Origin of the sequence: Microvirga sp., assembly GCF_014699075.1 — a bacterium.
GTDB lineage: Bacteria > Pseudomonadota > Alphaproteobacteria > Rhizobiales > Beijerinckiaceae > Microvirga.
On the sequence record NZ_JACXAB010000007.1, the window covers coordinates 100,073 to 122,127 of the forward strand.

Below are 22,055 nucleotides of genomic sequence, written 5' to 3' on the forward strand. Positions count from 1 at the left end.
CACTGACGTGGCCCTCTGGGTCCGCACGATGTGCTAGCTCGCAAACGCTTCCTGAACGTCGGCCGGCGTGGCCGTGACGAGCCCGAGCCGGTCGCGGCGCAGCCAGCGCCACAGCATCAGCCCAGCCACCACAGTCAGACCGCTGGCGAGCCCGATCCAGATGCCGATGCCGCGCAGCGGCGTGTTGAAGGCCAGGATGATGCCGAGCGGCAGGCCGCCGCCCCAATAGCCCAACGCTGCATAGATCATCGGCACCCGCGTGTCCTGGAGACCGCGCAGCATGCCGGCGCCCACCGCCTGCGCACCGTCCACCAGCTGGAAGATGGCAGCCACCACCAGGAACGAGCGCGCCAGATCGACCACGAGCGCATTCTTCGGGTCGCCCAGGTCGAGGAAGGCGCCCAGCAGCAGGTGCGGCGCGAACATCATGAGAGAGGCCGTAATGACCATGAAGCCGGTGCCCAGGGCAAACGACGTCCAGCCGGCGCGGGCAACCCCAGGCGCATCCTGCGCACCATAGGCGCGGCCCACGCGCACCGTGACGGCCTGCCCGATGCCGAGGGGAACGGAAAAGCAGAAGGAGGCGATCTGCAGGGCCACCGCATGGGCGGCCAGCTCGCTCGCGCCAAGCCGGCCCATCAGCATGGCGGCCGCGTTGAAGATCGTCACCTCGAACATCAGCGTCAGGCCGATGGGAACACCGAGCCGCCACAGGGTGCGATAGCGCGGCCAGTCAGAGCGCCAGAAGCGCCCGAACACATGATAGCGCCTCAGCTTCGGATCGAGGGTGATCACCAGGGCAAGCGCCAGGAACATGAAGGTGCTGGAGATCACGGTGCCGAGACCCACGCCGACCAGCCCCAGGGCCGGCAAACCGAACGAACCCACCATCAGGGCATAGGCTGCGCCGAAATTCACCGGAATGGCCAGCAGGCCCATGAACAGCGCCCAGCCCGGACGCTCCAGGGCCGCCAGGAAGGAGCGCAGTACCAGGAAGAACAGGAACGGCAGCAGGCTCCATTGGAGCGCGCGCATGTACTCGCCGGCATTCTGGGCGAGCTTGGGCTCCTGGCCGATGGCAAGGAGGATCGCCTCTCCGTTCCAGGCGACGATCCAGATCGGAATCGCGACCGTCACCGAGGCCCACAGGCCTTGGCGAACCGTGCGCCGCACCTCGCGCACGGAATGGCGCTTGCGGCCAAGCTCTTCGGCGATGATCGGCGAGGTGGCGTTCACGAGGCCGATGCCGAAGATCAGAAAAGCGAAATAGAGATTGGTGCCGAGCGCACCCGCCGCGAGAGATTCCGAGCCCATCCAGCCCATCAGAATGACGTCCGTGGTCATCAGGGCGCTCTGCGCCAGGGTGGCGAGAACGAGCGGCCAGCCGAGGGCCAGAGTCGCGCGGAGTTCCGCCACCCAGGCGGCGCGCTCGATCAGTGATGGGCGATGAATCATGGTGTTGGGCTTGTAGCCAACCTGCCGCCGGAAAGCCACCGCAGGAACTCTCAAGCCCAAAAAGGAACCTGAACTCAAGCGCGTCCGTTCCCCTCCTTGCTCACGTTTCCGTGTTGGTTTCCCGGAGTTCTTCATGGCGCAGCCGGCGCTTCTCACCGCAATCGACTTCGCCCTGCCACCGGTCCTGCACAACGAGCGGGGCGAAATGCGCACGGTCGGGGTCGAGATCGAATTCGTCGGCCCCTCGGCCGAGAAGACCGTGCAGGCCCTGCAGGAGGCGCTCGGAGGCCGGCTCATCGAGGAGGACCCGCACGCCTTCGCCCTGAAGGAATCCGCCATCGGCGATCTGACCGTGGAGCTCGACAGCCGCATCCTGCACCCCGGCAAGCAGGCCGGCACGCAGCGCGGCGTGCTGCCCAAGATCGCCGCCCTGTTCGGCTTTGCTGCGAGCTATCTCGTGCCCTGCGAGCTCGTCACCGCTCCCACCCCCATCGACCGGCTGGAAGAGCTTAACCGTATCCTGACGATCCTGCGCAGGCTTGGCGCCAAGGGCACGCAGGATGCGCCCTTCTATGCCTTCGGGCTGCATTTCAATCCGGAGATCCCGCGCCAGGATGCTGCAACCCTCACGGCCTTCATGAAGAGCTTCGCGCTGCTCAACCCTTGGCTCCGGCGCGAGGCTTCACCGGACACCACCCGCAATCTCCTCGGCTTCGCGGACCCCTTCCCGGCCGAATACGTGCGCAGGATCGTTCAGCCGGATTACCAGCCGGATATCGCCGCCTTCATCGACGACTACTTGAGTCATAACCCGACGCGGAACCGCGATCTCGACCTCCTGCCGCTTCTGCACCATCTCGATGCGAAGCGCGTGCGGGCCGTGCTGCCGAACGAGAAGATCAACGGGCGCCCCACATTTCATTATCGTCTGCCCGACGCGCGGGTGAGCGATCCCGGCTGGAGCATCGCGCCGGACTGGAACCGCTGGGTGTGCGTCGAGCGCCTGGCTGCCGATCGCGAGACGCTGGATGCGGTGGGCTCCGCCTATCTCGCCTTCGAGGGCGAGGACAAAAGCTGGGCCAACGTGGTGGAGCAGGTCGTACGCGCATGACCAGACCTCTCATCGGCGTCACCACGTCTCGCCGCGGCGGCTGGCGCAGCTACCTCATGCACCGGCTGGCGCTGTATCGCGCGGGCGCGCGCTCCATTCGCCTCGTGCCGGGCAATCCCCTGCCGGCGGAGCCGCTCCACGGTCTCGTCATCGGTGGCGGCGACGACATTGGCGCAGAGATCTATGGCGGGAAGGTTCTGCCCGACGTGCGCATCGATCCCGAACGCGACAAGCTGGAACTCGGGCTGCTCAAGGCGGCTCTGCCCGTGGGCTTGCCGGTGCTCGGCATCTGCCGCGGATCGCAGATGATCAATGTGGCGCTCGGCGGCTCGCTGCACACGGACATCTACGAGGTCTATGTGCAGGCGCCGAAGATGCGTACGGTTCTGCCGCGCAAGACGGTGTCCGTCGAGCCGGGATCGCGCCTCAACGGCATCCTGCGCTGCAATCCCTGTCTTGTGAACGCCTTACATCATCAATCCGTGGATCGGCTCGGACAGGGCCTCAGCATCGCGGCCCGTGACGAGATCGGCATCGTGCAGGCCATCGAAAGCCCGAGCGCACCGTTCCTGATTGGCGTGCAATGGCATCCGGAATTGCTGGTCTGGAAGAAGCCGCAACAACGGCTGTTCGCAGCCCTCACCGAAGCGGCCCAGGAGGCGGCACTTCCTCTGTCGGCAGCACCGCTTGCAATCTAGATCAGCGGGCTCGTTTCGATGCGCGCGGGAAGAGCGGGATCACCTTGCTGTCGCGGGGCGGGTTCAGGTGCCGCTGGATTGCCGCATGAAGATCGCGGCTGACGATGGGTTTCTGCAGCAGCGGGAATTCGCTTTCCTCCCCAACTGCTCCAGGATTGCCCGTGATCAGCAGAACGGGAAGAGACGGTGCAATCTGCCGGATCTCACGCGCCAGCATGATGCCGTTCATCGTGCCCGGCATGGCGATATCCGCCAGCACCAGGGCAGGCCTGCGGGCGTTCAGGGACCTGATCGCCTGCGCGGCATCGGTGGCGATGCTGGTCACGTAGCCGAACTCCTCCAGGCTCGACTGAAGGGCGAGCGCCACTTCGAGTTCGTCGTCCACCACGAGAACCTCGGTGTGGTTCGGCACCGGCTCCTCAGGGGCGTCGTCCTCGCTCGGCGAGCCGAGCGGCAACAGGGTCGCCGCATCCGCCCGGGGCAGGTAGAGGATGATCGCGGTGCCGTTTTCGTCCCGGCGCACTTCCGAGGCGCCGCCGAGGCCCTCCAGGAAATGCAGGCTTTGCCGCAGGGACAGCCAGGACGAGAGATCGAGGTTGCGCAGAACAAAGGCCTGCTCGAGATCCGCCTCTGCAGCGCGGTGCCCGTCATCGGGTCCTGAGCTGCGGATCGTCAGCTGCACGAAATCGCCCTCGCGCGTCAGGTCCGGCAGCGCTCCCCTCTCGACCGAAACGTTGCAAGCTTCGAGCGTGATGGTGCCCCCCTGAGGCAGGGCATCCCGCACATGTCCGCTGAGCATTACGATAGCCGTCTGGATATCGTCCGGATCGGCCTCCACGGACCAGACGTCTTCCGCCAGGGACAGCCGCATGTCGACGGTATCGCGCAGCAGGGATCGGCTCATCAGATCGGCCACCGAGGTCACCTGCTCGGCAACGTTCACATACTGGACCTTTGCCTCGCCCTGGCGGGCAAAAGCCGTCGAGCGGGCGATGAGCTTGGCGGCCTGGTCGGCGGCTACGAGAGCCGACAGCAGCTTGCGCTGCAGGATCGGCTGATCCTTCAGTTGACGTGCCGCAGCATCAATATTGGCGCTGATGACCATGAGCCGGTTGTTGAGGTCATGGGTGATGCCGTCACGCAGCCGATCGACGGCTTCCGCCTTCTGGAGGCGGCGCAGGGCCTCGTCCTCATCCGAGGCGGACGTCACGTCAGGGAACGCATCCTCGGCGAAAGCGAACGGGACGGCGGGCTCTTCGATCTGGCCGGCCGTGACATCCTCGAACACGGAGAACTCATCGGACGCGTCGGTGTCCTTGTCCTGGAGAGCCTCCCGGATCTGGCGCCCGATCAGCAGCGGAGCCCCGGCCACCAGCAGCAGGAACAGCCCCGCCGCGGCGGCGATCAGCGTGGAATCCCTGAAGAAGGCAGCGCCGGCCAGCGCGAAACCCGACAGGATCAGGGCGCAGGACAGGGCCAGCAGAGACAGCTTCAACAGGGCAGGCAGCAAAGGCACTCAAGCTTCCCGAAAATTTGCATTGACCCGGCGCCGCTCAGACGCCACTTCCAACCGCTATCTTGTGTAGCACGAACCGGCGGCAAGCGCGGTTGCCTCGCGATAAAGTGTTACTGTCCGACAAAGGAGATGATTGTGCGGCTTTCTGATGTCCATGGATTGGCCAAGCTGGCGCTCGCGGTGGTTTTGACGGCCTCTTCCGTCCCGCAGGCCAAGGCCCAGGAAACATCCGGGCAATCCATCGAGCGCCGCGTCAATGAGCTCCTCGGGCAGATGACCCTGGAAGAGAAGGTCGGCCAGCTGAACCTCGTCTCGCACGGTCCGCCCCTGCGCTGGGAGGACATCTCCGAGGGCAAGGCCGGAGCCCTGCTCAATTTCAACAGCGCACAGGACGTCGCCCGCGCCCAGTCGCTTGCGCGCCAGAGCCGCCTCAAGATCCCGCCGCTCTTCGGTCTCGACGTGCTGCACGGGTTCCGCACGCAGTTTCCGCTTCCGTTGGGAGAAGCCGCAGCCTTCAGTCCCCGCGTCTCGCGGCTCGCATCCGAATGGGCCGCGAAGGAAGCGGCCTATGTGGGCGTGAACTGGACCTTCGCGCCCATGGCCGACCTCTCCCGCGACAGCCGCTGGGGCCGCATTGTCGAAGGTTTCGGCGAAGATCCGTATCTCGGCTCGGTTCTGACGGCGGCCCGCGTGGAAGGCTTCCGCCAGGGAGGCCTTGCCGCCTCAACCAAGCATTTCGCCGGCTACGGCGCCCCCCAGGGCGGGCGCGACTACGACACCACCTACATCCCGCGCGCCGAGATGTACGACACCTATCTGCCGCCGTTCCGGGCTGCCGTGGAGGCGGGCTCGGCGAGCTTCATGGCCGCCTTCAATGCGCTGAACGGCGAGCCCTCCACGGCCAATCCCTGGCTGCTGACCGATGTGCTGCGCCGGCAATGGGGCTTCGACGGTTTCGTCACCTCCGACTGGGTGGGGATCGGCGAGCTGATCAACCACGGCATCGCGGCTGACGGCGCGGAGGCCGCCCGCAAGGCAATCCTCGCCGGCGTCGACATGGACATGATGGGGCTGCTCTACATCAAGCACCTGCCCGACGAGGTGCGCGCCGGCCGGGTGCCGGAGAGCGTGATCGACGAGTCGGTGCGCCGGGTGTTGCGCACCAAGTTCCGCATGGGTCTGTTCGACCGCCCGGACATCGACCCGTCGCGCCTGGACACGGCCTTCCCGTCGCCGGAATCGCGCCAGGTGGCCCGAGAAGTGGCACGCGAAACCTTCGTGCTGCTGCAGAATCGCGGCGACGTGCTGCCGGTGCCGGCCAGCGCCCGTTCGATTGCGGTCGTCGGCCCGCTCGCCGATGCGCCGCACGATCAGATGGGGCCGCATGCCGCCCGGGGGCACAAGGAGGACAGCATCACGGTTCTCGAGGGCATCCGCCGTCGCGCGCAGGGCACCGGCATCACCGTGCGCAATGCTCCCGCCTGCGATCTCTTCTGCCGCGACACCAGCGGGCTCCAGGCGGCCCTCGATGCCGCGAAACAATCCGATGTCGTGATCGCCGTCTTCGGCGAGCCGCAGGAGCTCTCCGGCGAGGCTGCATCCCGGGCTCATCTTGAGCTCAACGGAAAGCAGATCGAGGTGCTGGAGGAACTGGCCAAGACCGGCAAGCCCATTGCCCTCGTTCTCCTGGGCGGACGCCCGCAGGTGCTCGGATCGGTGGGCGAGCGCATCCCCGCGATCCTGATGGCCTGGTACCCGGGCACGGAAGCCGGACCCGCCGTGGCCGACGTGCTGTTCGGCGACGTGAGTCCGAGCGGCAAGCTGCCTGTGACTTGGCCCCGCGCCACAGGGCAGCTGCCGCTCTACTACAACCGGCTGCCCACCGGCCGGCCGACAAAGCCGGAGAACCGCTTCACCCTGCAATACATAGACGAGTCCATCACGCCCCTCTACCCGTTCGGCTGGGGCCTGAGCTACACGCAGTTTTCCTATTCCGATGCCGCGATGACGCACAACCAGCTCGACCAGGGCGGGGTGCTGGAAGTTGCGGTGAGCGTCAGGAACACGGGCGCGCGGGAAGGCCAGGAGGTCGTTCAGCTCTACACCCGTGACCCGGTGGCAAGCCGCAGCCTCCCGTTGCGTGAGCTGAAGGCCTTCGAGAAGGTTACGCTCAAACCCGGCGAGACCAAGCGCGTGACCTTGCGCGTGCCCGTGGAGTCGCTCGGCTTTCATCTCGATGACGGCACCTATCTGGTCGAGGCCGGCACCATCGAGGCGTTTGTCGGCGGCTCGTCGCTCGCTGAAAAGGTCGGGCAGGCCGAGGTCATGAAAACCTTCCGGATCCCGCCCATGGAGCGGCGCGCCTCCGCATCGACCAGCGTCGCGCAGTAGCCGGAGGCACACGATGCCCGGATATGGCTTCCGGGCAGCCTTTCGATGCAGCAGCGGTTGCCCCGGATGCTCCTTCAGCGAGCGGAACATCAATGGAGGCTTGGCGGTTCACTCCTGACAGAGGGGAGTCGTCACCCATGCCAAATCTCAGCCGCAACCCCGTCGAAACCCTGGCCCGGTTCGGCTATGGCGCAAGGGGCGTGGTCTATGGCCTCGTCGGCGTCTTGGCGCTCCTCGCGGCGATCGGCTCCGGGGGCCAGACCGGCGGCAGCCGCTCTGCCCTTCAAACGCTTGTCTCCCAGCCATTCGGCAAGGTCTGGCTCGTCCTGATTGCGCTCGGCCTGTTCGGGTTCTGCGCCTGGCGGATCCTGGAGGCGCTCACCGATGCGGACCGTCGCGGCTCCGACATGAAGGGCTTGGGCATCCGGGGCGCGCATCTGATCAGCGGCATCATCTATGCGGGTCTCGCCCTCTTCGCCCTGAACCTCGCCCTGGGGCGCGGACAGGGAGGCGGCGGTGAGGATCAGGCCGCCCAGGATTGGACCGCCTGGCTCATGAGCCAGCCCTTCGGCCAGTGGCTGGTGGGCCTGGTCGGCCTCGCGATCGCCGGAACGGGTCTCGCCTTCATCGTAAAAGCCTGGCGCAGCCGGGTGGCGGACCGCCTCTCCCTGCCGTCCGACAAGCGGGACTGGTTCGTCACCCTGGGCCGCATGGGCTTTGCCGCACGCGGCGTGGTCTTCCTGATGATCGGCGGCTTTCTGGTGCTTGCCGCGCTCCACGCCTCCTCCTCCGAGGTGCGCGGCCTCGGCGGAGCCCTGGAGGCGTTGCAGCAGCAGCCCTATGGCTGGGTGCTCCTGGCGCTGACGGCGCTTGGCCTCTTCGCCTTCGGCCTCTTCGGCCTGATCCAGGCCCGCTACCGCCACATCGACGCGCCGGATCTCAACGACGCCAAAGCCGCCGTCGCACGGGTGAGCCGATAAGCAGTTTGTCGCTAATTGACTGGCGATCCCGGGAAGACTCGAACTTCCGACCTTCGGTTTAGGAAACCGCTGCTCTGTCCTGCTGAGCTACGGGACCGCTTGAGACGGGGATTTAGCACGGTCGGCAGGGGCATTCCAGTGGCTTGCCACCGCGGGACCCGGATCGGGCGGCTCTCTCAAACGATTACAGCGTCAGGCTGAAGGAACTCGCCACGGCCAAGCCGGTTGGTGAAGGCAACTGGAGGCACACCATGGCGCAGACGCTTCGCGATTTCCTGAAACAGGTCGAGAACCTTCCCCCCGACACCCTGCTTTGCGTCGCCGAGGTGGACGAGGCCTTCGCCGCCCATGTGGCGGAGATCGAGATCATCGAGGATGCGAAGTCTCAGAACCGCAAAGCGGAGGGGGTCGAGGCGGTGGAACTCGGCAATGGTAAGGAACGGGTTGTCGTGATCCGCTGGTAGCCTACGCACCGGTTTTGGTGACATCCCGCTGGAGGGTAATGGCGGCTCGAATACCCACAGTTCGCAGCACGAGCAGAGCGACGGGTCCCATCAGGAAAGCCGGGACCACAACAAGCACAACAACTCGGGCCAGAGCGGGCACAAGCCGCAGCAGCACAGCCCGGCGAAGGAAAAGCACTGACCCGGCCACCCCAGGCGTAGCCGTTTTATCCTGATTGGGTATGATCCCGTCCCATGAAGGGATCGACCCTGCGGATGCTGTTGGCCTTGGGCCTTGGACCTGCTCTGGATATCGGCATCCAGGAGGCCCTTGCACAGACACGTTCCATGCAGCGGCCTGCGGAATGCATGGGCGAGGTGCGCAGCGACCGGCTGCAGGGCCTCACGGCGGAGGGCGATCTCATCCTGATGGCCGGGCAATTGGCCCGTTTGTCGGGAATCCGCCTTCCCGACGCCCCGCCTCATCGCGAGCACGCTCTCTCTTGGCTCAGAGCGCGCATCGGTCAATCGGCTCACGTTCAAGGACCTGATAAATGCGACCGGTGGGATCGGACCTCTGTCCGTATCCGGTCGTCCGGCGAGCCTCCGGCGCTCGACTGGGCCCATGGATTGGTCGAAGCCGGCCTCGCCCTGGTGGATGCGGGGCTGGACGGCGCTTTCTGCCAGCCCGAACTCCTCGCCCTGGAGGCCACGGCCCGCGAACGACGCCTTGGTGTTTGGGCCGATGACCGCTATAAGCCCCTTGATGCAAATCACTCCGAGCGCCTGCGCGAGCAGGTCGGCAGCTTCGTGCTGGTCGAAGGCCGCGTCAGGAGCATCGGCGAGCGCAAGCAGCGCACCTATTTGAACTTCGGGGGGCTTTGGGCAGAAGACTTCACGATCATCATCCCGAGGACAACCTGGAAGCAGATGCTGGATCGCGGCGTGGGCGCCGAGGCGCTCAAGGGCCGGCCGATCAGGACCCGAGGCATTTTGCAGTCTTGGCAAGGCACCGCTGTTGCGATTGTCATACCGGATATGATCGAACGTCTTGAAGGCGATCATCTGCCACGATGAACGAGCATGATGGGAACACGTCGGACAGGTAGCACCGGAATTCTCGGCAGCCTCATGCTCGCAGCCTTGCTCGCGGGCTGCTCCGGCTTTGGCGGGGATGTGTCGCTCCCGGCGAACGCCCCGCGGGTCATCGGCCCGGACCGCGACCGGGATCATGTGCGCCTTGTCAGGGCCTTCGGCGGAGAGGGTCGCGCGCCGCAGCTCCAGCAGCTCCTGACCGATGTGACGAACCGGCTCGTCATGGCCACCGACCGGCCGGACGAGGCTTTCCAGGTGACGATCCTGAACTCGCCCGCAGTCAATGCCTTCGCCCTGCCGAACGGGCGCCTTTACGTAACGCGCGGGCTCCTGGCGCTTGCCAACGACACCTCCGAGGTGGCGGCCGTCCTGTCCCACGAGATCGCCCACGTGACCCTGCGTCACGCCTCTCAGCGCAGCGAGCTGCAGGCCCGCTCGGCCCTGATCGAGCGCGTGGCCGAGAACGTGCTGAACGATGCCGAGGAGGCAGCCACGGCGCAGAACCAGTCCCGCTCGACCCTTGCCAGCTTCTCGCGGGCGCAGGAACTCGAGGCGGACCAGACCGGCGTGAAGGTTCTGGCCCGCGCCGGCTTTGATCCTTTCGGAGCGCCGCGATTCCTGACGTCTCTCGGGCGCTCGGGCACGAGTTCCGACAACCAGACAGGGGACCGGCTGGCCTCGCATCCGAGCACCAACGACCGTGTCTCACGGGCGTTGCAGGCCGCGCGGCGAACGGAGTTGGCCGGCACCGGCGAGACCGGGCGGCTGGCCTATCTCTCGGCTCTCGAGGGGCTTGCCTATGGTGACGATCCGGCCGACGGCGTCGTGAAGGGCCGCCGCTTCATTCATTCCCGGCTCGGGGTTGCGTTCGAGGCTCCCGATGGCTTCAGCCTGGAGAACACCTCCCAGGCCGTGCTTGGATCTTCTGCCGACGGCGAGCGTCGCCTGCTTTTTGACGCCGCCGACACCCCGGAGGGCCAGAGCCTGGAAGACGTGCTGCGCTCCACCTGGACGGACACTATCGAGCCTGGCACCCTCACGCCCGGCACAGTGAACGGCCTGCCCGTGGTGACGGCCCTGTCCAACGGCAAGGAATGGACCTTCCGCCTCTCGGCCGTCCGGATCGGCAGCACCACCTACCGGCTCATCATGGCGACCCGCGGCAACAGGGGCGATCTGGAAGGCATCTTCCAGCAAACCCTGAACAGCGTCCGACAGGTGCAGCCCGAGGAGGCGAGGCGGATCAGGCCGCTCAAGCTGCAAATGGTGACCGCACAGCGGGGCGATACCGCGCAGGCGCTTTCCGCCCGCATGCCGATCGACCGGCCGCTCGAACGCTTCCTGCTGCTCAACGGCCTCGACAGGAATGCTCCCTTGAAGGTGGGCGAGCGCTACAAGATCGTGGTGGAGTAGGAACCGCGCCTTCAAGTCCAAGAATGCAATCGGCGAGGCAGTTGCCTGCCTCGCCGATTGCATATTCCAGAAAGGCTTGTGCGTCTTACACAAAGGCGCCGGAGGCCTGAGGATAGCGCTCCACGAGCGCGCGCTTGAGCTTTTCGAGCGCGCGGTTCTCGATCTGACGAACGCGCTCCTTCGAAATCCCCAGCCGATCGCCAAGGAACTCCAGAGTCACCTGCTCGTCGTCGAGACGGCGGGCGCGCAGGATGCGCAACTCGCGTTCGTTGAGAACTTCGAGCGCCTGCTGCAGCCAGCGCACGCGGCGCTCGGTGTCGATGGAGTCAGTGACGGTCTCGTCGGGCAGAGGGCTGTTGTCGACCAGGAACTCGACCCGTTCGGCGGAGTTCGACGAATCGGCGTCCAGAACCGGTGCGTTGAGCGAGGTGTCCGGCCCCGACAGGCGTGCATCCATCAGCGCCACATCGGCCTTCGACACGCCGATCGCCTCGGCGATCTTTGCATGAACGTCGGAGGAGATGCGCTCTTCCCCACCACGCGTGAGGCGCGCGCGCAGGCGGCGCAAATTGAAGAAAAGAGCTTTCTGGGCGGAACTCGTTCCGCCGCGGACGATTGACCAGTTACGAAGGATGTAATCTTGCACGGAGGCGCGGATCCACCAGGTCGCATAGGTTGAGAAACGGACTTCCCGTTCAGGCTCGAACCGGGCTGCGGCTTCGAGAAGCCCCACATGGCCTTCCTGAACCAGATCCGCCATCGGCAGGCCGTAGTGACGGAAACGGGCTGCCAGCGCAATGACGAGGCGCATGTGGGCAGCAGTCAATTGATGAAGCGCCGCCTCATCGCGGTTCTCTTTCCAGCGCACAGCAAGAAGGTGCTCCTCTTCTCTCTCAAGAAAAGGTGCATTCATGGCAGCGCGGACGAACCGGCGGCGAACCCCTGAGATTTCTCCCATTGTGTGCTCTCCCTTGGCAGAGACACAACGAGCGAGGCCGCAAAAAGTTCACTTCCAACAGCCGAGTTCTGCAAAATAGATTCCGGCCTCTGAAAGACAAGGCTCCGGGCACAAAAAAGCCCGGCTCCAGGCCGGGCTTTTGATACTTTGAGACAGGCGGCCGATTAGGCGGCCTCTTCCTGCATATCGTCGCCTTCGCCATCGCCATCCTCAGCGCCCTTCACGCGGCGCGGAGACTTGGCGAGACTCTGCTCGATGAGCTTGAGAGCTTCCGTGTCCGTGATCTTGTTCACGGCCGCGATCTCGCGCACGATCCGGTCGAGGGCGGATTCGTAGAGCTGGCGCTCGCTGTAGGACTGCTCGGGCTGAGCCTCGGAGCGATAGAGGTCACGCACGACCTCCGTGACGGCGATCAGGTCGCCGGAATTGATCTTGGCCTCATATTCCTGAGCGCGACGCGACCACATGGTGCGCTTCACGCGGGCACGACCCGTCAGAACGTCCAGGGCTTTTTGGACCAGAGCCGGTTCGGCAAGCTTGCGCATGCCGACGCTGGAGGCTTTACCCGTGGGGACACGGAGGACCATCTTGTCCTTGTCGAAGGAGACGACGTACAGCTCCAGTTTGAAGCCTGCGATTTCCTGCTCTTCGATGGCCGTGATGCGGCCGACGCCGTGAGCGGGATAAACGATGGCTTCACCGGACTTGAACCCAAGGCGCTGGGCGGACTTCTTGGCGGTTGTCATGCGAGAGAGGCCTCCTTGCATGGCCCTTGCCTGAACGGCGAGGGAGCTGTTGCCCCACCGGACAGGGTCCCGGTGGAACGAGGATAGGATGTGAGTGTCGCGGAACTTGATTGCTCCGCTCGTCTCCCTGATGTAAGCCAGCGGCTACAAACGCTTATGCCCTTGACCAAGGCAGCAACGCTCCCTTAAGTCAAAGGACGCGAATCTTTGCTTCATGATGTGAACCGCCGGTCTGCAGGGACGGTGCACGGCTTGAGCGCAAGCGACGGCATTCACGGACCCTATCACAGTCCGGCCGAAAAAGCAAAAATATTTCAAAGCACAGCGTTAAAGACGCCCGTTTGAGACAAGCCTTAGCTTAGTCCCCTTCGCCGGGATTGGGCGAGAAGAACGCCTCGAACTTGCCTGCCACGCCGTCGAATTCCTTCGCATCGGCGGGCGCATCCTTCTTGAGGGTGATGTTGGGCCAGCTCTTGGCCATGTCGGCATTGAGCTTCAGCCACTGCTCGAGGCCCGGCTCCGCGTCGGGCTTGATCGCCTCGGCCGGGCATTCCGGCTCGCAGACGCCGCAATCGATGCACTCGTCCGGATGGATGACGAGCATGTTCTCGCCCTCGTAGAAACAATCGACCGGGCATACCTCGACGCAGTCCATGTATTTGCACTTGATGCAATTTTCAGTGACGACGTAGGTCATGCACGGTCCTTCGCAGGTCTGTTTCAGGCGAGAGATGAATATGGTGCCGCTCTAGCCCTTGTCAGGGTCGCTGACAAGCGCCGCATTGTCCTGGCTGAGATCCAGGTAGAGCAGCCTTGCTTCCGGTGCAGGGCCCCGGCGTTCGCCAAGCCCCTCGATCCGGACCACAAGGGTGGCCCGGGGCAGTGCGATGGTCACCACATCCCCGACAGCCACCGCCTTGGCGGCGCTGTCGGTGCGCTGTCCGTTGAGGCGGACATGGCCGTCGGTCACCATCTTGGCGGCCAGGGTCCGGGATTTCGCGAAGCGCGCGAACCACAGCCACTTGTCGAGCCGCTGACGGTCCTCACGCATGCCCTCAGAACCTCACTTTTTGCTGTCCTCGAGCTGAGCCTTGAGAGCCATCAGCTTGGCGAAGGGCGAATTCGGGTCCGGCTGCTTCTCACGCCGGTCGCGGCCGCCGTCCTGGCGGTTGTCAGGGCGCTTGTCGGGCCTCGGACCCCGGCGCTCCTCCCCGCGGCGGCCTTCTCCCTGATGGGGGGCACGCGGCGGACGGCTCTGCGGACGACCGCCCTCCCCTTGCGCTTCGCGGCGCTCGGGACGAGGCCGGCGCTCGCCTGTCTGATCGCCCTGGCCTCCTCCGTGGCGCGGGCGACGGTCGCCGCGATCTTGGCGCTGCTCCGTTCGGTCGGAACGCTCGCCGCGCTCGTGCCGGCCGCCACGGGCATCGCGACTGCGGTGAGCCTGAGCGCCTTCGTGATGGCGGCGGCCCTGGCGCCAGACCTCGATCATGCCAGGCTCGGCAGGGGCCGTTTCCGCAGCGGGTGCCTCGGTCGGTGCGTCCGCGGGAGCCATCGCCTCGCCTTCGGGCGAAGCCACGGCCTCGGCGGCGCTGGCCTCGACCTCCTGTTCGGAGACGGAGGCCTCGGGAGCCTCGACGGAAACCGCGCCGATTTCCTCGGTGCCGACCGCAGCCTGAGGCGTCTCGGCGGGAGCTGCCTCGGAGGGCGCTTCCTCGGCCGGAGCGGCAGCGTCGCCCCCAGGAGGCGCGGTTGGGGGCTCAATAGCCCGCGGGGCTTCAACGAGCGGCACGGTGATGGCAGGACCTGCACGACGATCCACCACATAGCCGAGCGACTTCAGGATCGTGGCGAAATCCTCGCCGGCGCAGCCTACGAGAGACGTCATCGCAACCGTCGGCACGAAGCCTTCGCCGTCAGCGGCACCTGCCGGCGGCTCGCCAGGGGTGATGCCGGGACGGTAGGCGATCGCCGGACGGATGAGATCGGCTAGGCGCTCCAGGATGTCAACCCGCACGGCGCGGCCACCGAGCACCCGGAAGCCTGCGGCCCGGTAGAGCCCATGACCGATCTCCGGATCGACCGGAATCGAGGTGCGGCCGGACTGGGCCAAATGCGCGATCTCGTCGATGCCCTTCTGGTCGAGGCCGCCGTTCTGCAGCGCCCAGAGCTGGGTTGCGAGCACGCGGGGTGCCGGCTTCAGCAGGGCCGGCAGGTAAAGATGATAGGCGCCGAAGCGCACGCCCGCCTTGCGCAGGGCGCCACGGGCATCCTGGTCGAGGCTGCGGACATCGTTGAGGACCTTGGACCGCTCCAGAACACCAAGCGCCTCACCGATCTGGAAGCCGATGCCACGCGCCAAGCCCGTGAGCTCCTGGCTGTCTTCGAGCTGCAGCAGAGGGCCGAGCAGGCGCACCACATAGGCCTTGAGCCAGGCGCGGAGACGGTTGTCCACCTTGTCCCGGGCCGGGCCCGTGAGATGCTCGTCCGAGAGGATACGAAGCTTGGGATCGAACAGTTTGTCGCCCGGCTCCAGCTTGGCCACCGGGTCGCCCATCCAGCGAATGGTGCCGTCGTTGGACAGCACGAGCATCGTATCGGGGGTTTCGGCGAATCGGTCCGCCCGGGCCTCGATCTCGCCGGCCAGCGCCTTGCTGGCGGCGTTGCGCAGGGTCTTGACCTCCGTGGTGTCGGCCTGGGGATCAGGCACGAAATGGAAGCCGTGCAGGTGACCGATGTGCTGACCCTCGACGGTGACATCGCCGGTGGTCGTAATTTCCGCTTCGAGCATCTTGTTCTCTCTCAAGCGCCGCATGAGAACGCTCGTCCGCCGGTCGATGAACCGTTGGGCGAGGCGTTCATGGAGCGCATCCGATAGCTTGTCCTCTACCTGACGCGCAACATCCTGCCAATGCTCCGGATCCTTCAACCAGTCGGGACGATTGGCGACGAAGGACCAGGTCCGGACCTGGGCGATGCGGTTGGAGAGGGTATCGATATCCCCATCGGTCCGATCCATAGCGGACAGATGGCGGGCAAACCAGTCGGCCGGGATGGCCCCGTCCTTCATGAGAAAACGGTAGAGCTGGCCGACGAGATCCGCATGGGTCTGCGGCGAAACTTTTCTGTAATCCGGCACCTGGCAGATCTGCCAGAGCCGCTCCACGGCGTATTGCGAGCGGGCCATGGCCTGGATGTCGTCCTCCCGGGCCAGAACCTCGAGGGAGAGGACGTCCTCGCCGGTGGGAGCCCGCACGAGCCCATGCTCCCGGGGCTGGCTGCCGAGCGAATCGCGCAGGCGCGCCAGCGAGGAGAAATCGAGATCAGGGTTGCGCCATTGCAGGATGCGCACCGGGTCGAAGATGTGGTTCTCGAGCGCCTGGACGGTCTCCGCGTCGAAGGGCGGGCAGCGGCCGGACGTGCCGAAGGTCCCGTCGCGCATGTAGCGGCCGGCACGGCCGGCGATCTGGGCCAGCTCGGGGTTGTTCAGCTTGCGGAACTGGAACCCGTCGAACTTCTTGTCGGACGCGAAGGCCACATGGTTCACGTCGAGGTTGAGGCCCATGCCGATGGCATCGGTGGCGATGAGATAATCCACGTCGCCGTTCTGGAAGAGCTCGACCTGGGCGTTGCGGGTGCGGGGCGAAAGCGCCCCGAGCACCACGGCCGCGCCGCCGCTCTGGCGGCGGATGAGCTCGGCGATGCCATAGACCTCCTCGGCCGAGAAGGCCACGATGGCCGAGCGCCGGGGCAGGCGCGACACCTTCTTCTCGCCGGCGAACGAGAGCTGCGACAGGCGCGGGCGGGTGACCACATGAACGCCCGGGATCAGCGCCTCGATCACCGGGCGCATGGTGGCCGAGCCGATGAGCAGCGTCTCCTCGCGTCCACGCTGGTTCAGCAGGCGGTCGGTGAAGACATGGCCCCGGTCGAGATCGCTGGCGAGCTGGATCTCGTCCACGGCCACGAAGGCAACGTCGAGATCCCGCGGCATCGCCTCGACAGTAGAGATCCAGTAACGTGGCCGGTCCGGCTTGATTTTTTCCTCGCCGGTGACCAGGGCGACGTTGTGAGCGCCCGCCTTCTCCACCACCCGGTTGTAGACCTCGCGCGCAAGCAGGCGCAGCGGCAGGCCGATCATGCCGCTGTCGTGGCCGAGCATGCGCTCGATGGCCAGATGGGTCTTGCCGGTATTGGTGGGGCCGAGCACGGCCGTGACGCCGCGCGAGCGCACCTGCGGGGGAAGGGAACGACGGGCCATGCCTGGATGTCGGGTAATCTTGAACGTCCCGGAGTAACGAGAGGCTGTACGGGCCGGATACGTGAGCCGGACGCCTTCTCTTCAAGGCAGCCAGGCCCTCGCGGCCGGCTGCGGGCTATGCCCTTATATGGGTGCGGGCGCCGCGTTCGCCACCCGCCACAGGTGCTTTCGCCAAGGATTCTCAGAGCTTAATTTATTGCACGGCCCCGGCCTGGACGGCCTCATCGGCCCGCACGGCCCGGCGCATCGGCCGGGACGCCTTGCCGTCGCCTTCGAGCGACCAGAGCGAGGCCTGCATCTCGCCAACGCCGATCATGGTGCGCACGGAAACCTTCAGAGGAAAGAGCAGGCGCGGGCCTTCGACGGGGGCAAGCCAGACGGACATGTCCCGGTTCTCCTGCATGAACTTGGTGGCCGGGCGCTCGGGCCTGTGGCCGGAGACCGGCACATAGCGGGCGTTGCAGACGAGAACCGGACCGGAATAGCCCCCCACCTCCACAGTCTTGGTCTCCGCATAGGTGAGAACCACGTTCATGCGGGAGGCTCCGTCGAAGACCGGAAGGGTCCGGTTGCAATTATCAGGATCGGTCAGGCCCTTCGATGCCAGCGCCGGCATGAGCAGCGCGCTCATGGGATCGACGACACCCTTCTTGTCCGCAGGCTGGACCGGGATCCGGTCCTCCTTGGGCTCAAGAGGTGGGTCGATCTCGACATCAGCCACCTGGCCGCCCTTCAATCCCATGCGAACGCTGCGCTGATTGTCGGAGGTCTTCGACACCACGGCGAAGCTCGTCGAGCGCGGGCCGGCTCCGGCAAGCGTGCCTGACGCGGAAGCCTCGCCCTTGCCGCCGGTCAGGACCATGGCGAGGCCGGTCAGCTTCGCATTGCCCTGCATCTGGTATTTCCGGCCCTTGAAGGACGAGACGAGGTCTGCTTTTCCTAGGGGCAAGCCCGCCAGGGAGAGGTCGTACGTCACCTTGAGGGTCTGCCCTTGAGCGAACGAAGCCGTTCCGGCAAAGGCCAGGGTGACGAGAGCTGAGGCGATGAGGCGCATAGGGCTGTTCCGATAGTCTATTCTGTTGCATCGCACGAGATTCGGAATAAATCGTGACCACGCGGCCGAAAAAAAGAGGGTGCGACGTCGCGCTATTCTTGACCCACACCCCTGTTTCGGCTTATAGGCTCGCACCTTCCAAGGACTTCTGGTGTCCGGCCGCGTGGGATCTGCGATCTTGCAAACCCGCGAATTGTGGTCGCGACCCTCACACGACGAATAGGATTGAACCCATGTCGCGCCGTTGCGAACTGACCGGCAAGGCCGTGCTGAGTGGCCACCTGGTGAGCCACTCGAACCGCAAGACGAAGCGGAAGTTCCTGCCGAACCTCTGCAACGTCACGCTCCAATCTGACGCCCTGCAGCGCTCCTTCCGCCTGCGCGTCACCGCCAATGCGCTTCGCTCGGTCGAGCACCGCGGCGGCCTCGATGCCTTCCTGGCCAAGGCCAAGGCTGAAGAGCTCTCCACCACTGCCCTGGCAGTGAAGCGTGAGCTCGAGAAGAAGCTCGCCGCTGCAAGCTGATCTCGGATCGCTAAAAATTGGCTTTGCGGGCGGCCTCAGTGCCGCCCGTTTTGCGTTAGTCTGCACATCGTCCAGATTGGTCCGGACGATGTGCAGCTTATTGGATTCAGCATCAGATGGATCTCAAAGGTGCAAATCCACTTTTGAGTCTGATGCTCAAGGCTTAAGCATTGCCTGGAAGGCCCGCCCCATGACCCAGATTGACCGCCGCGACTTCCTCATTGCGCTCACGGCAATGACCCTGGTCGTCCTCTCGTCGAATATTCTGGTCCAGCATCCCTTCACCCATTGGGGCATGGGCGACTACCTGACCTGGGGCGCCTTCAGCTATCCGTTCTCGTTCCTGGTCACCGACCTGTCGAACCGCCGCTTCGGGACACAGGGCGCCCGGCGTGTGGTCTATGTGGGCTTCGTGCTGGCCGTGGCTCTCTCCATCGTCCTGGCGACGCCGCGCATCGCCATCGCGTCAGGCTCCGCCTTCCTCGTGGCCCAGCTTCTCGACATCAGCATCTTCGCCCGCCTCCGCGACAAAGCCTGGTGGATGCCGCCCTTCATTTCCTCGGTGATCTCATCGGGGCTCGATACCGCGATCTTCTTCTCGTTCGCCTTCTATTGCGGCGTGGTGCCGGGCCTCGGCCTCACCATCAGCGAAATGCTGGGCCAGGCGGGGGTCGTGGACCAATGCATCGCCCTCCCGTGGGTTAATCTCGCCGTCGCGGATTACGGGGTGAAGCTCGCGCTGGCCGCCATCGCGATCGCCCCCTACGGCGCCATCCTGGCGTTCATGCGCCCGCGACTGCAGCGGGCGGCCTGATTTTAGGCGGCCATCCTTCATGGCCGTTCAGAGAGCCTCTTCCGCATAGGGCGGATGAGGGATGGCCTGATGCGCCGCGCGCAGGGCCGCCGACCAGCGCTCACGCAGGTCGCGGAAGTAAGGCTCATCCTCTTGGATCCTGTATGTCACGCCTGCCCTAAGCGCGGCGCGCTTGGCTACCACAATGTCAATTGGCAGGCCGACCCCCAAATTGGACTTCAGTGTCGAATCCATCGAGATGAGCCCGAGCTTCAGGGCCTCGACGAGGCTGGTGTCGTGGGCGATCGCCCGGTCCAGGATCGGCTTGCCATATTTGGGCTCGCCGATCTGCAGGAAAGGCGTGTCGATGGTTGCCTCTATCGCGTTGCCGGCCGCATAGATCTGGTAGAGCCGCATCTGACCATGGCCGATTTGCCCGCCAAGAAGCATGGTGACATCGAAAGTCATGCTGCGCTTCTCCATCTCGACCCCATCCATCTCATAGACACGACGGATGGCGCGTCCGACGAGCTGGACCGCCTTGAACATGCTCGAAACCGTGAAAAGAGTCTCGACCTCACCAGTCTCGGGATTCTCGATTCCGTCCGAGAGCAGCGACAGGACGGATTGGCTCGCCGAGAGATTGCCGGCCGTGGCCAAGGTGATCAGCCGTTCACCAGGCTTCTCAAACAGATGAAGCTTGCGGAAGGTTGCAATGTTGTCGACGCCAGCATTGGTGCGCGTGTCGGCGATCATCACAAGGCCGTCCTGCACGAGGATGCCGACACAATACGTCATGGGTGTTCCTCCAGGAGCCTTCTGGTCGAGCTGCTGCGTCGTCGGGGTCATTCTCACGCCTGTGCTTGACGGGCGCTTTCGATTCTCAAACGAACGTCGAGCGCTTCATGGGTAGCGCCGTAATAGCTTCCTCGGACCGGGGCCGCATCAAGATAATCGAGCCCGATGGCGAGCCGAACGTAGTGTTCCGTAGCGGAAACAGCATTGGTCGGGTCGAAACTCACCCAGCCGAGATCCGGCAGATAGGCTTCGACCCAGGCATGACCGGCCTCCTGCTCGATCTCTCCCGGCTTGTGAAGATAGCCGGAGACATAGCGGGCCGGAATTTTCAGGGAGCGCGCCGCGCTCAGGAAGATGTGAGTGAAATCCTGACAGACCCCATGACCGGCCGCGAAGGCTTCCGTCCCCAGGGTCGTGGAACTCGTGGCTTGCGTATCGAAGCGCAGGCGCTTGGGGATCGCGTTCATGAGCGCATGAGCTTGATCAAGGGGATTGGTGAAGTGGCCTGCCGTGACCTGGGCGAATTCGCGAATGTCAGCATCGGCGCGGGTCAGGGGCGTCTCGCGCAGATAGAATACCTCCGGAAAGCGCTCGACCCCTCCCCGGATGACACCGGCCGTATCCGTTGTCTCCACCTCGCCGGCCACACGCAGAACGATCTGGCTGACCGGCCCGGACACCGACAAGCTGTGGGCGATGTTGCCGTACCAGTCCTCCCGGCGCATGAGCCGCGCTTCGCCATCCATGTCGATGTTCCAGGACAGGATCGTCTGGCTGTCGCTGCCACGGGGCGTGAGCCGCAGGAGCTGGATCGCCGATCGTGCGGGCTCCCTATAGTGATAGACCGTCTCGTGGGTGATGCGGATGCGCATGGTTCAGCAAAGGTATTGGTTCGAGATGGCAAGGCTGAGCCGGTTGTTGTCCGCCAGGAAGTTCTGGAGAAACTCATGCAGCCCGTGCTGGAAGATATCCTCGATGTTTCGGTTCGTCAGCCGGGCATGGGTCGCTCGTGCCTGACGTTGCGCCGCGCCCGATGTGCCGTAGCGATGCGAAAGATCATCGAGATGGCGTGAAAGCGCACCATAGCAGGCGGCCAGCGACCGGGGCATCTCCTCGCGCAGGATCAGAAGATCCGCCACGAGCCACGGCCTCAGATTCTGGTGATAGACCCACTGGTAGCTGACCAGCGCCGAGACCGAGCGGAGAATGGCGGCCCATTGGTAATAGTCGATGCCGCCACCCACAGGCGCATCCTGCGGCAGGAGCACGTGGTATTTGACGTCCAGCACCCGTGCCGTGTTGTCGGCGCGTTCGATGTAGAGGCCCAGCCGCGAGAACCAGTAGGCATCGTTGCGCAGCATGGTGCGCATCGCCGAACCGTCGTAGCGAAGCGACGCCTCCTTCACGAGGTTCAGGAACCGCGGCAGATCCTCAACCTTGATCTTTCTTGCCTTGTAGCGACGCAGATCGAGCCAGGCGGAGTTGATGGCCTCCCACATCTCCGACGTCAGAGCAGAGCGGACGGAGCGGGCATTCTGGCGCGCGGTATCGAAGCTGTTCCGGATGCTTGAGGGATTGACCTCTGAGAAGGCCAGAAATTCGATCACGTTCTCGGGTGTCGCCTCATCATAGGCCGACCGGAAGTCATCGATTCCTCCAGCCGTGATGAGGGCCGACTCCCATTCATTGGTTTCCAGGCCGCTGTAGGAGATCGGCATCGATGCCATGCGATAGGCGACATCAAGGACACGTGCGGTATTCTCGGCCCGCTCCACGTAGCGAGAGAGCCAATAGAGGCTGTCCGCATCACGACTCAGCATGA

Annotated in this window: 20 protein-coding genes and 1 tRNA gene; 9 read left to right on the forward strand and 12 right to left on the reverse strand. The window is 64.9% G+C overall.

Annotation, left to right across the window (positions count from 1 at the left end; translation table 11 throughout):
• Positions 1–33: 33 nt before the first annotated feature.
• Complete coding sequence (locus tag IC232_RS13415; protein WP_190845634.1) at positions 34–1,455, reverse strand: MATE family efflux transporter; 1,422 nt, start codon at positions 1,453–1,455, stop codon at positions 34–36.
• Positions 1,456–1,588: 133 nt separating this feature from the next.
• On the opposite strand from IC232_RS13415, the gene IC232_RS13420 reads away from it, so the two are divergent.
• A complete protein-coding gene (locus IC232_RS13420; protein ID WP_190845485.1) occupies positions 1,589–2,566 on the forward strand; it encodes an amidoligase family protein in 978 nt (325 codons plus the stop codon).
• Positions 2,563–3,264 (forward strand): gamma-glutamyl-gamma-aminobutyrate hydrolase family protein, encoded by a 702-nt coding sequence (locus tag IC232_RS13425; RefSeq protein WP_190845486.1) that lies wholly within the window; start codon positions 2,563–2,565, stop codon positions 3,262–3,264. The genes IC232_RS13420 and IC232_RS13425 overlap by 4 nt, the downstream gene beginning before the upstream one ends.
• Position 3,265: 1 nt before the next feature.
• Here IC232_RS13425 and IC232_RS13430 read toward each other — a convergent pair whose 3' ends face one another.
• The gene (locus IC232_RS13430; protein ID WP_190845487.1) at positions 3,266–4,780 is read right to left on the reverse strand and encodes a response regulator; all 1,515 of its coding nucleotides are present in this window, start codon (positions 4,778–4,780) and stop codon (positions 3,266–3,268) included.
• Between the two features lie 129 nt (positions 4,781–4,909).
• Here IC232_RS13430 and IC232_RS13435 point away from each other — a divergent pair, with 129 nt between their 5' ends.
• Complete coding sequence (locus IC232_RS13435) at positions 4,910–7,171, forward strand: glycoside hydrolase family 3 N-terminal domain-containing protein (RefSeq protein ID WP_210335355.1); 2,262 nt, start codon at positions 4,910–4,912, stop codon at positions 7,169–7,171.
• Between the two features lie 137 nt (positions 7,172–7,308).
• Positions 7,309–8,151 carry a DUF1206 domain-containing protein gene (locus IC232_RS13440; RefSeq protein WP_190845489.1) on the forward strand — a complete coding sequence of 281 codons (843 nt, stop codon included), beginning with the start codon at positions 7,309–7,311 and terminating at the stop codon, positions 8,149–8,151.
• Between the two features lie 20 nt (positions 8,152–8,171).
• Here IC232_RS13440 and IC232_RS13445 read toward each other — a convergent pair.
• A tRNA-Arg gene (locus IC232_RS13445) sits at positions 8,172–8,248 on the reverse strand.
• A 46-nt stretch (positions 8,249–8,294) separates the two neighbouring features.
• Here IC232_RS13445 and IC232_RS13450 point away from each other — a divergent pair.
• The 3 genes from IC232_RS13450 (at position 8,295) to IC232_RS13460 (ending at position 11,102) form a co-directional block, all read left to right on the forward strand.
• Complete coding sequence (locus tag IC232_RS13450) at positions 8,295–8,615, forward strand: hypothetical protein (RefSeq protein WP_246812202.1); 321 nt, start codon at positions 8,295–8,297, stop codon at positions 8,613–8,615.
• Between the two features lie 234 nt (positions 8,616–8,849).
• The gene (locus IC232_RS13455; protein ID WP_190845490.1) at positions 8,850–9,671 is read left to right on the forward strand and encodes a thermonuclease family protein; all 822 of its coding nucleotides are present in this window, start codon (positions 8,850–8,852) and stop codon (positions 9,669–9,671) included.
• Between the two features lie 6 nt (positions 9,672–9,677).
• On the forward strand, positions 9,678–11,102 hold the full coding sequence (locus IC232_RS13460; protein ID WP_190845491.1) for a M48 family metalloprotease: 1,425 nt from the start codon (positions 9,678–9,680) through the stop codon (positions 11,100–11,102).
• 85 nt (positions 11,103–11,187) lie between these two features.
• On the opposite strand, the gene IC232_RS13465 is transcribed toward IC232_RS13460, so the two are convergent.
• The 6 genes from IC232_RS13465 to IC232_RS13490 all read right to left on the reverse strand — a co-directional run bounded on the left by IC232_RS13465 (position 11,188) and on the right by IC232_RS13490 (position 18,118).
• Positions 11,188–12,060: an RNA polymerase factor sigma-32 gene (locus IC232_RS13465; RefSeq protein WP_190845492.1), complete on the reverse strand. Its 873-nt coding sequence runs from the start codon at positions 12,058–12,060 to the stop codon at positions 11,188–11,190.
• 164 nt (positions 12,061–12,224) lie between these two features.
• Positions 12,225–12,806, reverse strand: coding sequence for a CarD family transcriptional regulator (locus tag IC232_RS13470; RefSeq protein WP_190845493.1), 582 nt, complete (start codon positions 12,804–12,806; stop codon positions 12,225–12,227).
• A 358-nt stretch (positions 12,807–13,164) separates the two neighbouring features.
• Positions 13,165–13,503, reverse strand: coding sequence for a ferredoxin FdxA (gene fdxA, locus IC232_RS13475; RefSeq protein WP_036358241.1), 339 nt, complete (start codon positions 13,501–13,503; stop codon positions 13,165–13,167).
• Positions 13,504–13,554: 51 nt separating this feature from the next.
• The gene (locus IC232_RS13480; RefSeq protein WP_190845494.1) at positions 13,555–13,857 is read right to left on the reverse strand and encodes an RNA-binding S4 domain-containing protein; all 303 of its coding nucleotides are present in this window, start codon (positions 13,855–13,857) and stop codon (positions 13,555–13,557) included.
• A gap of 12 nt (positions 13,858–13,869) precedes the next feature.
• Entirely contained in the window at positions 13,870–17,064 is a 3,195-nt protein-coding gene (locus IC232_RS13485; RefSeq protein WP_190845495.1) for a helicase-related protein, read from the reverse strand.
• A gap of 193 nt (positions 17,065–17,257) precedes the next feature.
• The gene (locus tag IC232_RS13490; RefSeq protein ID WP_190845496.1) at positions 17,258–18,118 is read right to left on the reverse strand and encodes a DUF3108 domain-containing protein; all 861 of its coding nucleotides are present in this window, start codon (positions 18,116–18,118) and stop codon (positions 17,258–17,260) included.
• 233 nt (positions 18,119–18,351) lie between these two features.
• Here IC232_RS13490 and rpmB point away from each other — a divergent pair, with 233 nt between their 5' ends.
• Positions 18,352–18,642 (forward strand): 50S ribosomal protein L28, encoded by a 291-nt coding sequence (gene rpmB, locus IC232_RS13495; RefSeq protein WP_036358230.1) that lies wholly within the window; start codon positions 18,352–18,354, stop codon positions 18,640–18,642.
• A gap of 190 nt (positions 18,643–18,832) precedes the next feature.
• Positions 18,833–19,456, forward strand: coding sequence for a queuosine precursor transporter (locus tag IC232_RS13500; RefSeq protein WP_190845497.1), 624 nt, complete (start codon positions 18,833–18,835; stop codon positions 19,454–19,456).
• Positions 19,457–19,483: 27 nt separating this feature from the next.
• Here IC232_RS13500 and IC232_RS13505 read toward each other — a convergent pair whose 3' ends face one another.
• The 3 genes from IC232_RS13505 to IC232_RS13515 are packed head-to-tail and all read right to left on the reverse strand — an operon-like array spanning position 19,484 to position 22,053.
• Complete coding sequence (locus IC232_RS13505) at positions 19,484–20,233, reverse strand: peptidase (protein ID WP_190845636.1); 750 nt, start codon at positions 20,231–20,233, stop codon at positions 19,484–19,486.
• Between the two features lie 53 nt (positions 20,234–20,286).
• Positions 20,287–21,105 (reverse strand): transglutaminase domain-containing protein, encoded by an 819-nt coding sequence (locus IC232_RS13510; protein ID WP_190845498.1) that lies wholly within the window; start codon positions 21,103–21,105, stop codon positions 20,287–20,289.
• A 3-nt stretch (positions 21,106–21,108) separates the two neighbouring features.
• Positions 21,109–22,053 carry an alpha-E domain-containing protein gene (locus IC232_RS13515; RefSeq protein ID WP_190845499.1) on the reverse strand — a complete coding sequence of 315 codons (945 nt, stop codon included), beginning with the start codon at positions 22,051–22,053 and terminating at the stop codon, positions 21,109–21,111.
• Between the last annotated feature and the right edge of the window lie 2 nt (positions 22,054–22,055).

Excerpts from the sequence above, each read along its gene's own strand:
- IC232_RS13415 (WP_190845634.1), bottom strand. The coding sequence starts at position 1,455 with ATGATTCATCGCCCATCACTGATCGAGCGCGCCGCCTGGGTGGCGGAA.
- IC232_RS13490 (WP_190845496.1), bottom strand. The coding sequence starts at position 18,118 with ATGCGCCTCATCGCCTCAGCTCTCGTCACCCTGGCCTTTGCCGGAACG.
- IC232_RS13455 (WP_190845490.1), top strand. The coding sequence starts at position 8,850 with ATGAAGGGATCGACCCTGCGGATGCTGTTGGCCTTGGGCCTTGGACCT.
- IC232_RS13420 (WP_190845485.1), top strand. The coding sequence starts at position 1,589 with ATGGCGCAGCCGGCGCTTCTCACCGCAATCGACTTCGCCCTGCCACCG.
- IC232_RS13470 (WP_190845493.1), bottom strand. The coding sequence starts at position 12,806 with ATGACAACCGCCAAGAAGTCCGCCCAGCGCCTTGGGTTCAAGTCCGGT.
- IC232_RS13485 (WP_190845495.1), bottom strand. The coding sequence starts at position 17,064 with ATGGCCCGTCGTTCCCTTCCCCCGCAGGTGCGCTCGCGCGGCGTCACG.
- IC232_RS13505 (WP_190845636.1), bottom strand. The coding sequence starts at position 20,233 with ATGACGTATTGTGTCGGCATCCTCGTGCAGGACGGCCTTGTGATGATC.
- IC232_RS13500 (WP_190845497.1), top strand. The coding sequence starts at position 18,833 with ATGACCCAGATTGACCGCCGCGACTTCCTCATTGCGCTCACGGCAATG.
- IC232_RS13435 (WP_210335355.1), top strand. The coding sequence starts at position 4,910 with ATGATTGTGCGGCTTTCTGATGTCCATGGATTGGCCAAGCTGGCGCTC.
- IC232_RS13425 (WP_190845486.1), top strand. The coding sequence starts at position 2,563 with ATGACCAGACCTCTCATCGGCGTCACCACGTCTCGCCGCGGCGGCTGG.
- IC232_RS13510 (WP_190845498.1), bottom strand. The coding sequence starts at position 21,105 with ATGCGCATCCGCATCACCCACGAGACGGTCTATCACTATAGGGAGCCC.
- IC232_RS13465 (WP_190845492.1), bottom strand. The coding sequence starts at position 12,060 with ATGGGAGAAATCTCAGGGGTTCGCCGCCGGTTCGTCCGCGCTGCCATG.
- rpmB (WP_036358230.1), top strand. The coding sequence starts at position 18,352 with ATGTCGCGCCGTTGCGAACTGACCGGCAAGGCCGTGCTGAGTGGCCAC.
- IC232_RS13515 (WP_190845499.1), bottom strand. The coding sequence starts at position 22,053 with ATGCTGAGTCGTGATGCGGACAGCCTCTATTGGCTCTCTCGCTACGTG.
- fdxA (WP_036358241.1), bottom strand. The coding sequence starts at position 13,503 with ATGACCTACGTCGTCACTGAAAATTGCATCAAGTGCAAATACATGGAC.
- IC232_RS13440 (WP_190845489.1), top strand. The coding sequence starts at position 7,309 with ATGCCAAATCTCAGCCGCAACCCCGTCGAAACCCTGGCCCGGTTCGGC.
- IC232_RS13460 (WP_190845491.1), top strand. The coding sequence starts at position 9,678 with ATGATGGGAACACGTCGGACAGGTAGCACCGGAATTCTCGGCAGCCTC.
- IC232_RS13480 (WP_190845494.1), bottom strand. The coding sequence starts at position 13,857 with ATGCGTGAGGACCGTCAGCGGCTCGACAAGTGGCTGTGGTTCGCGCGC.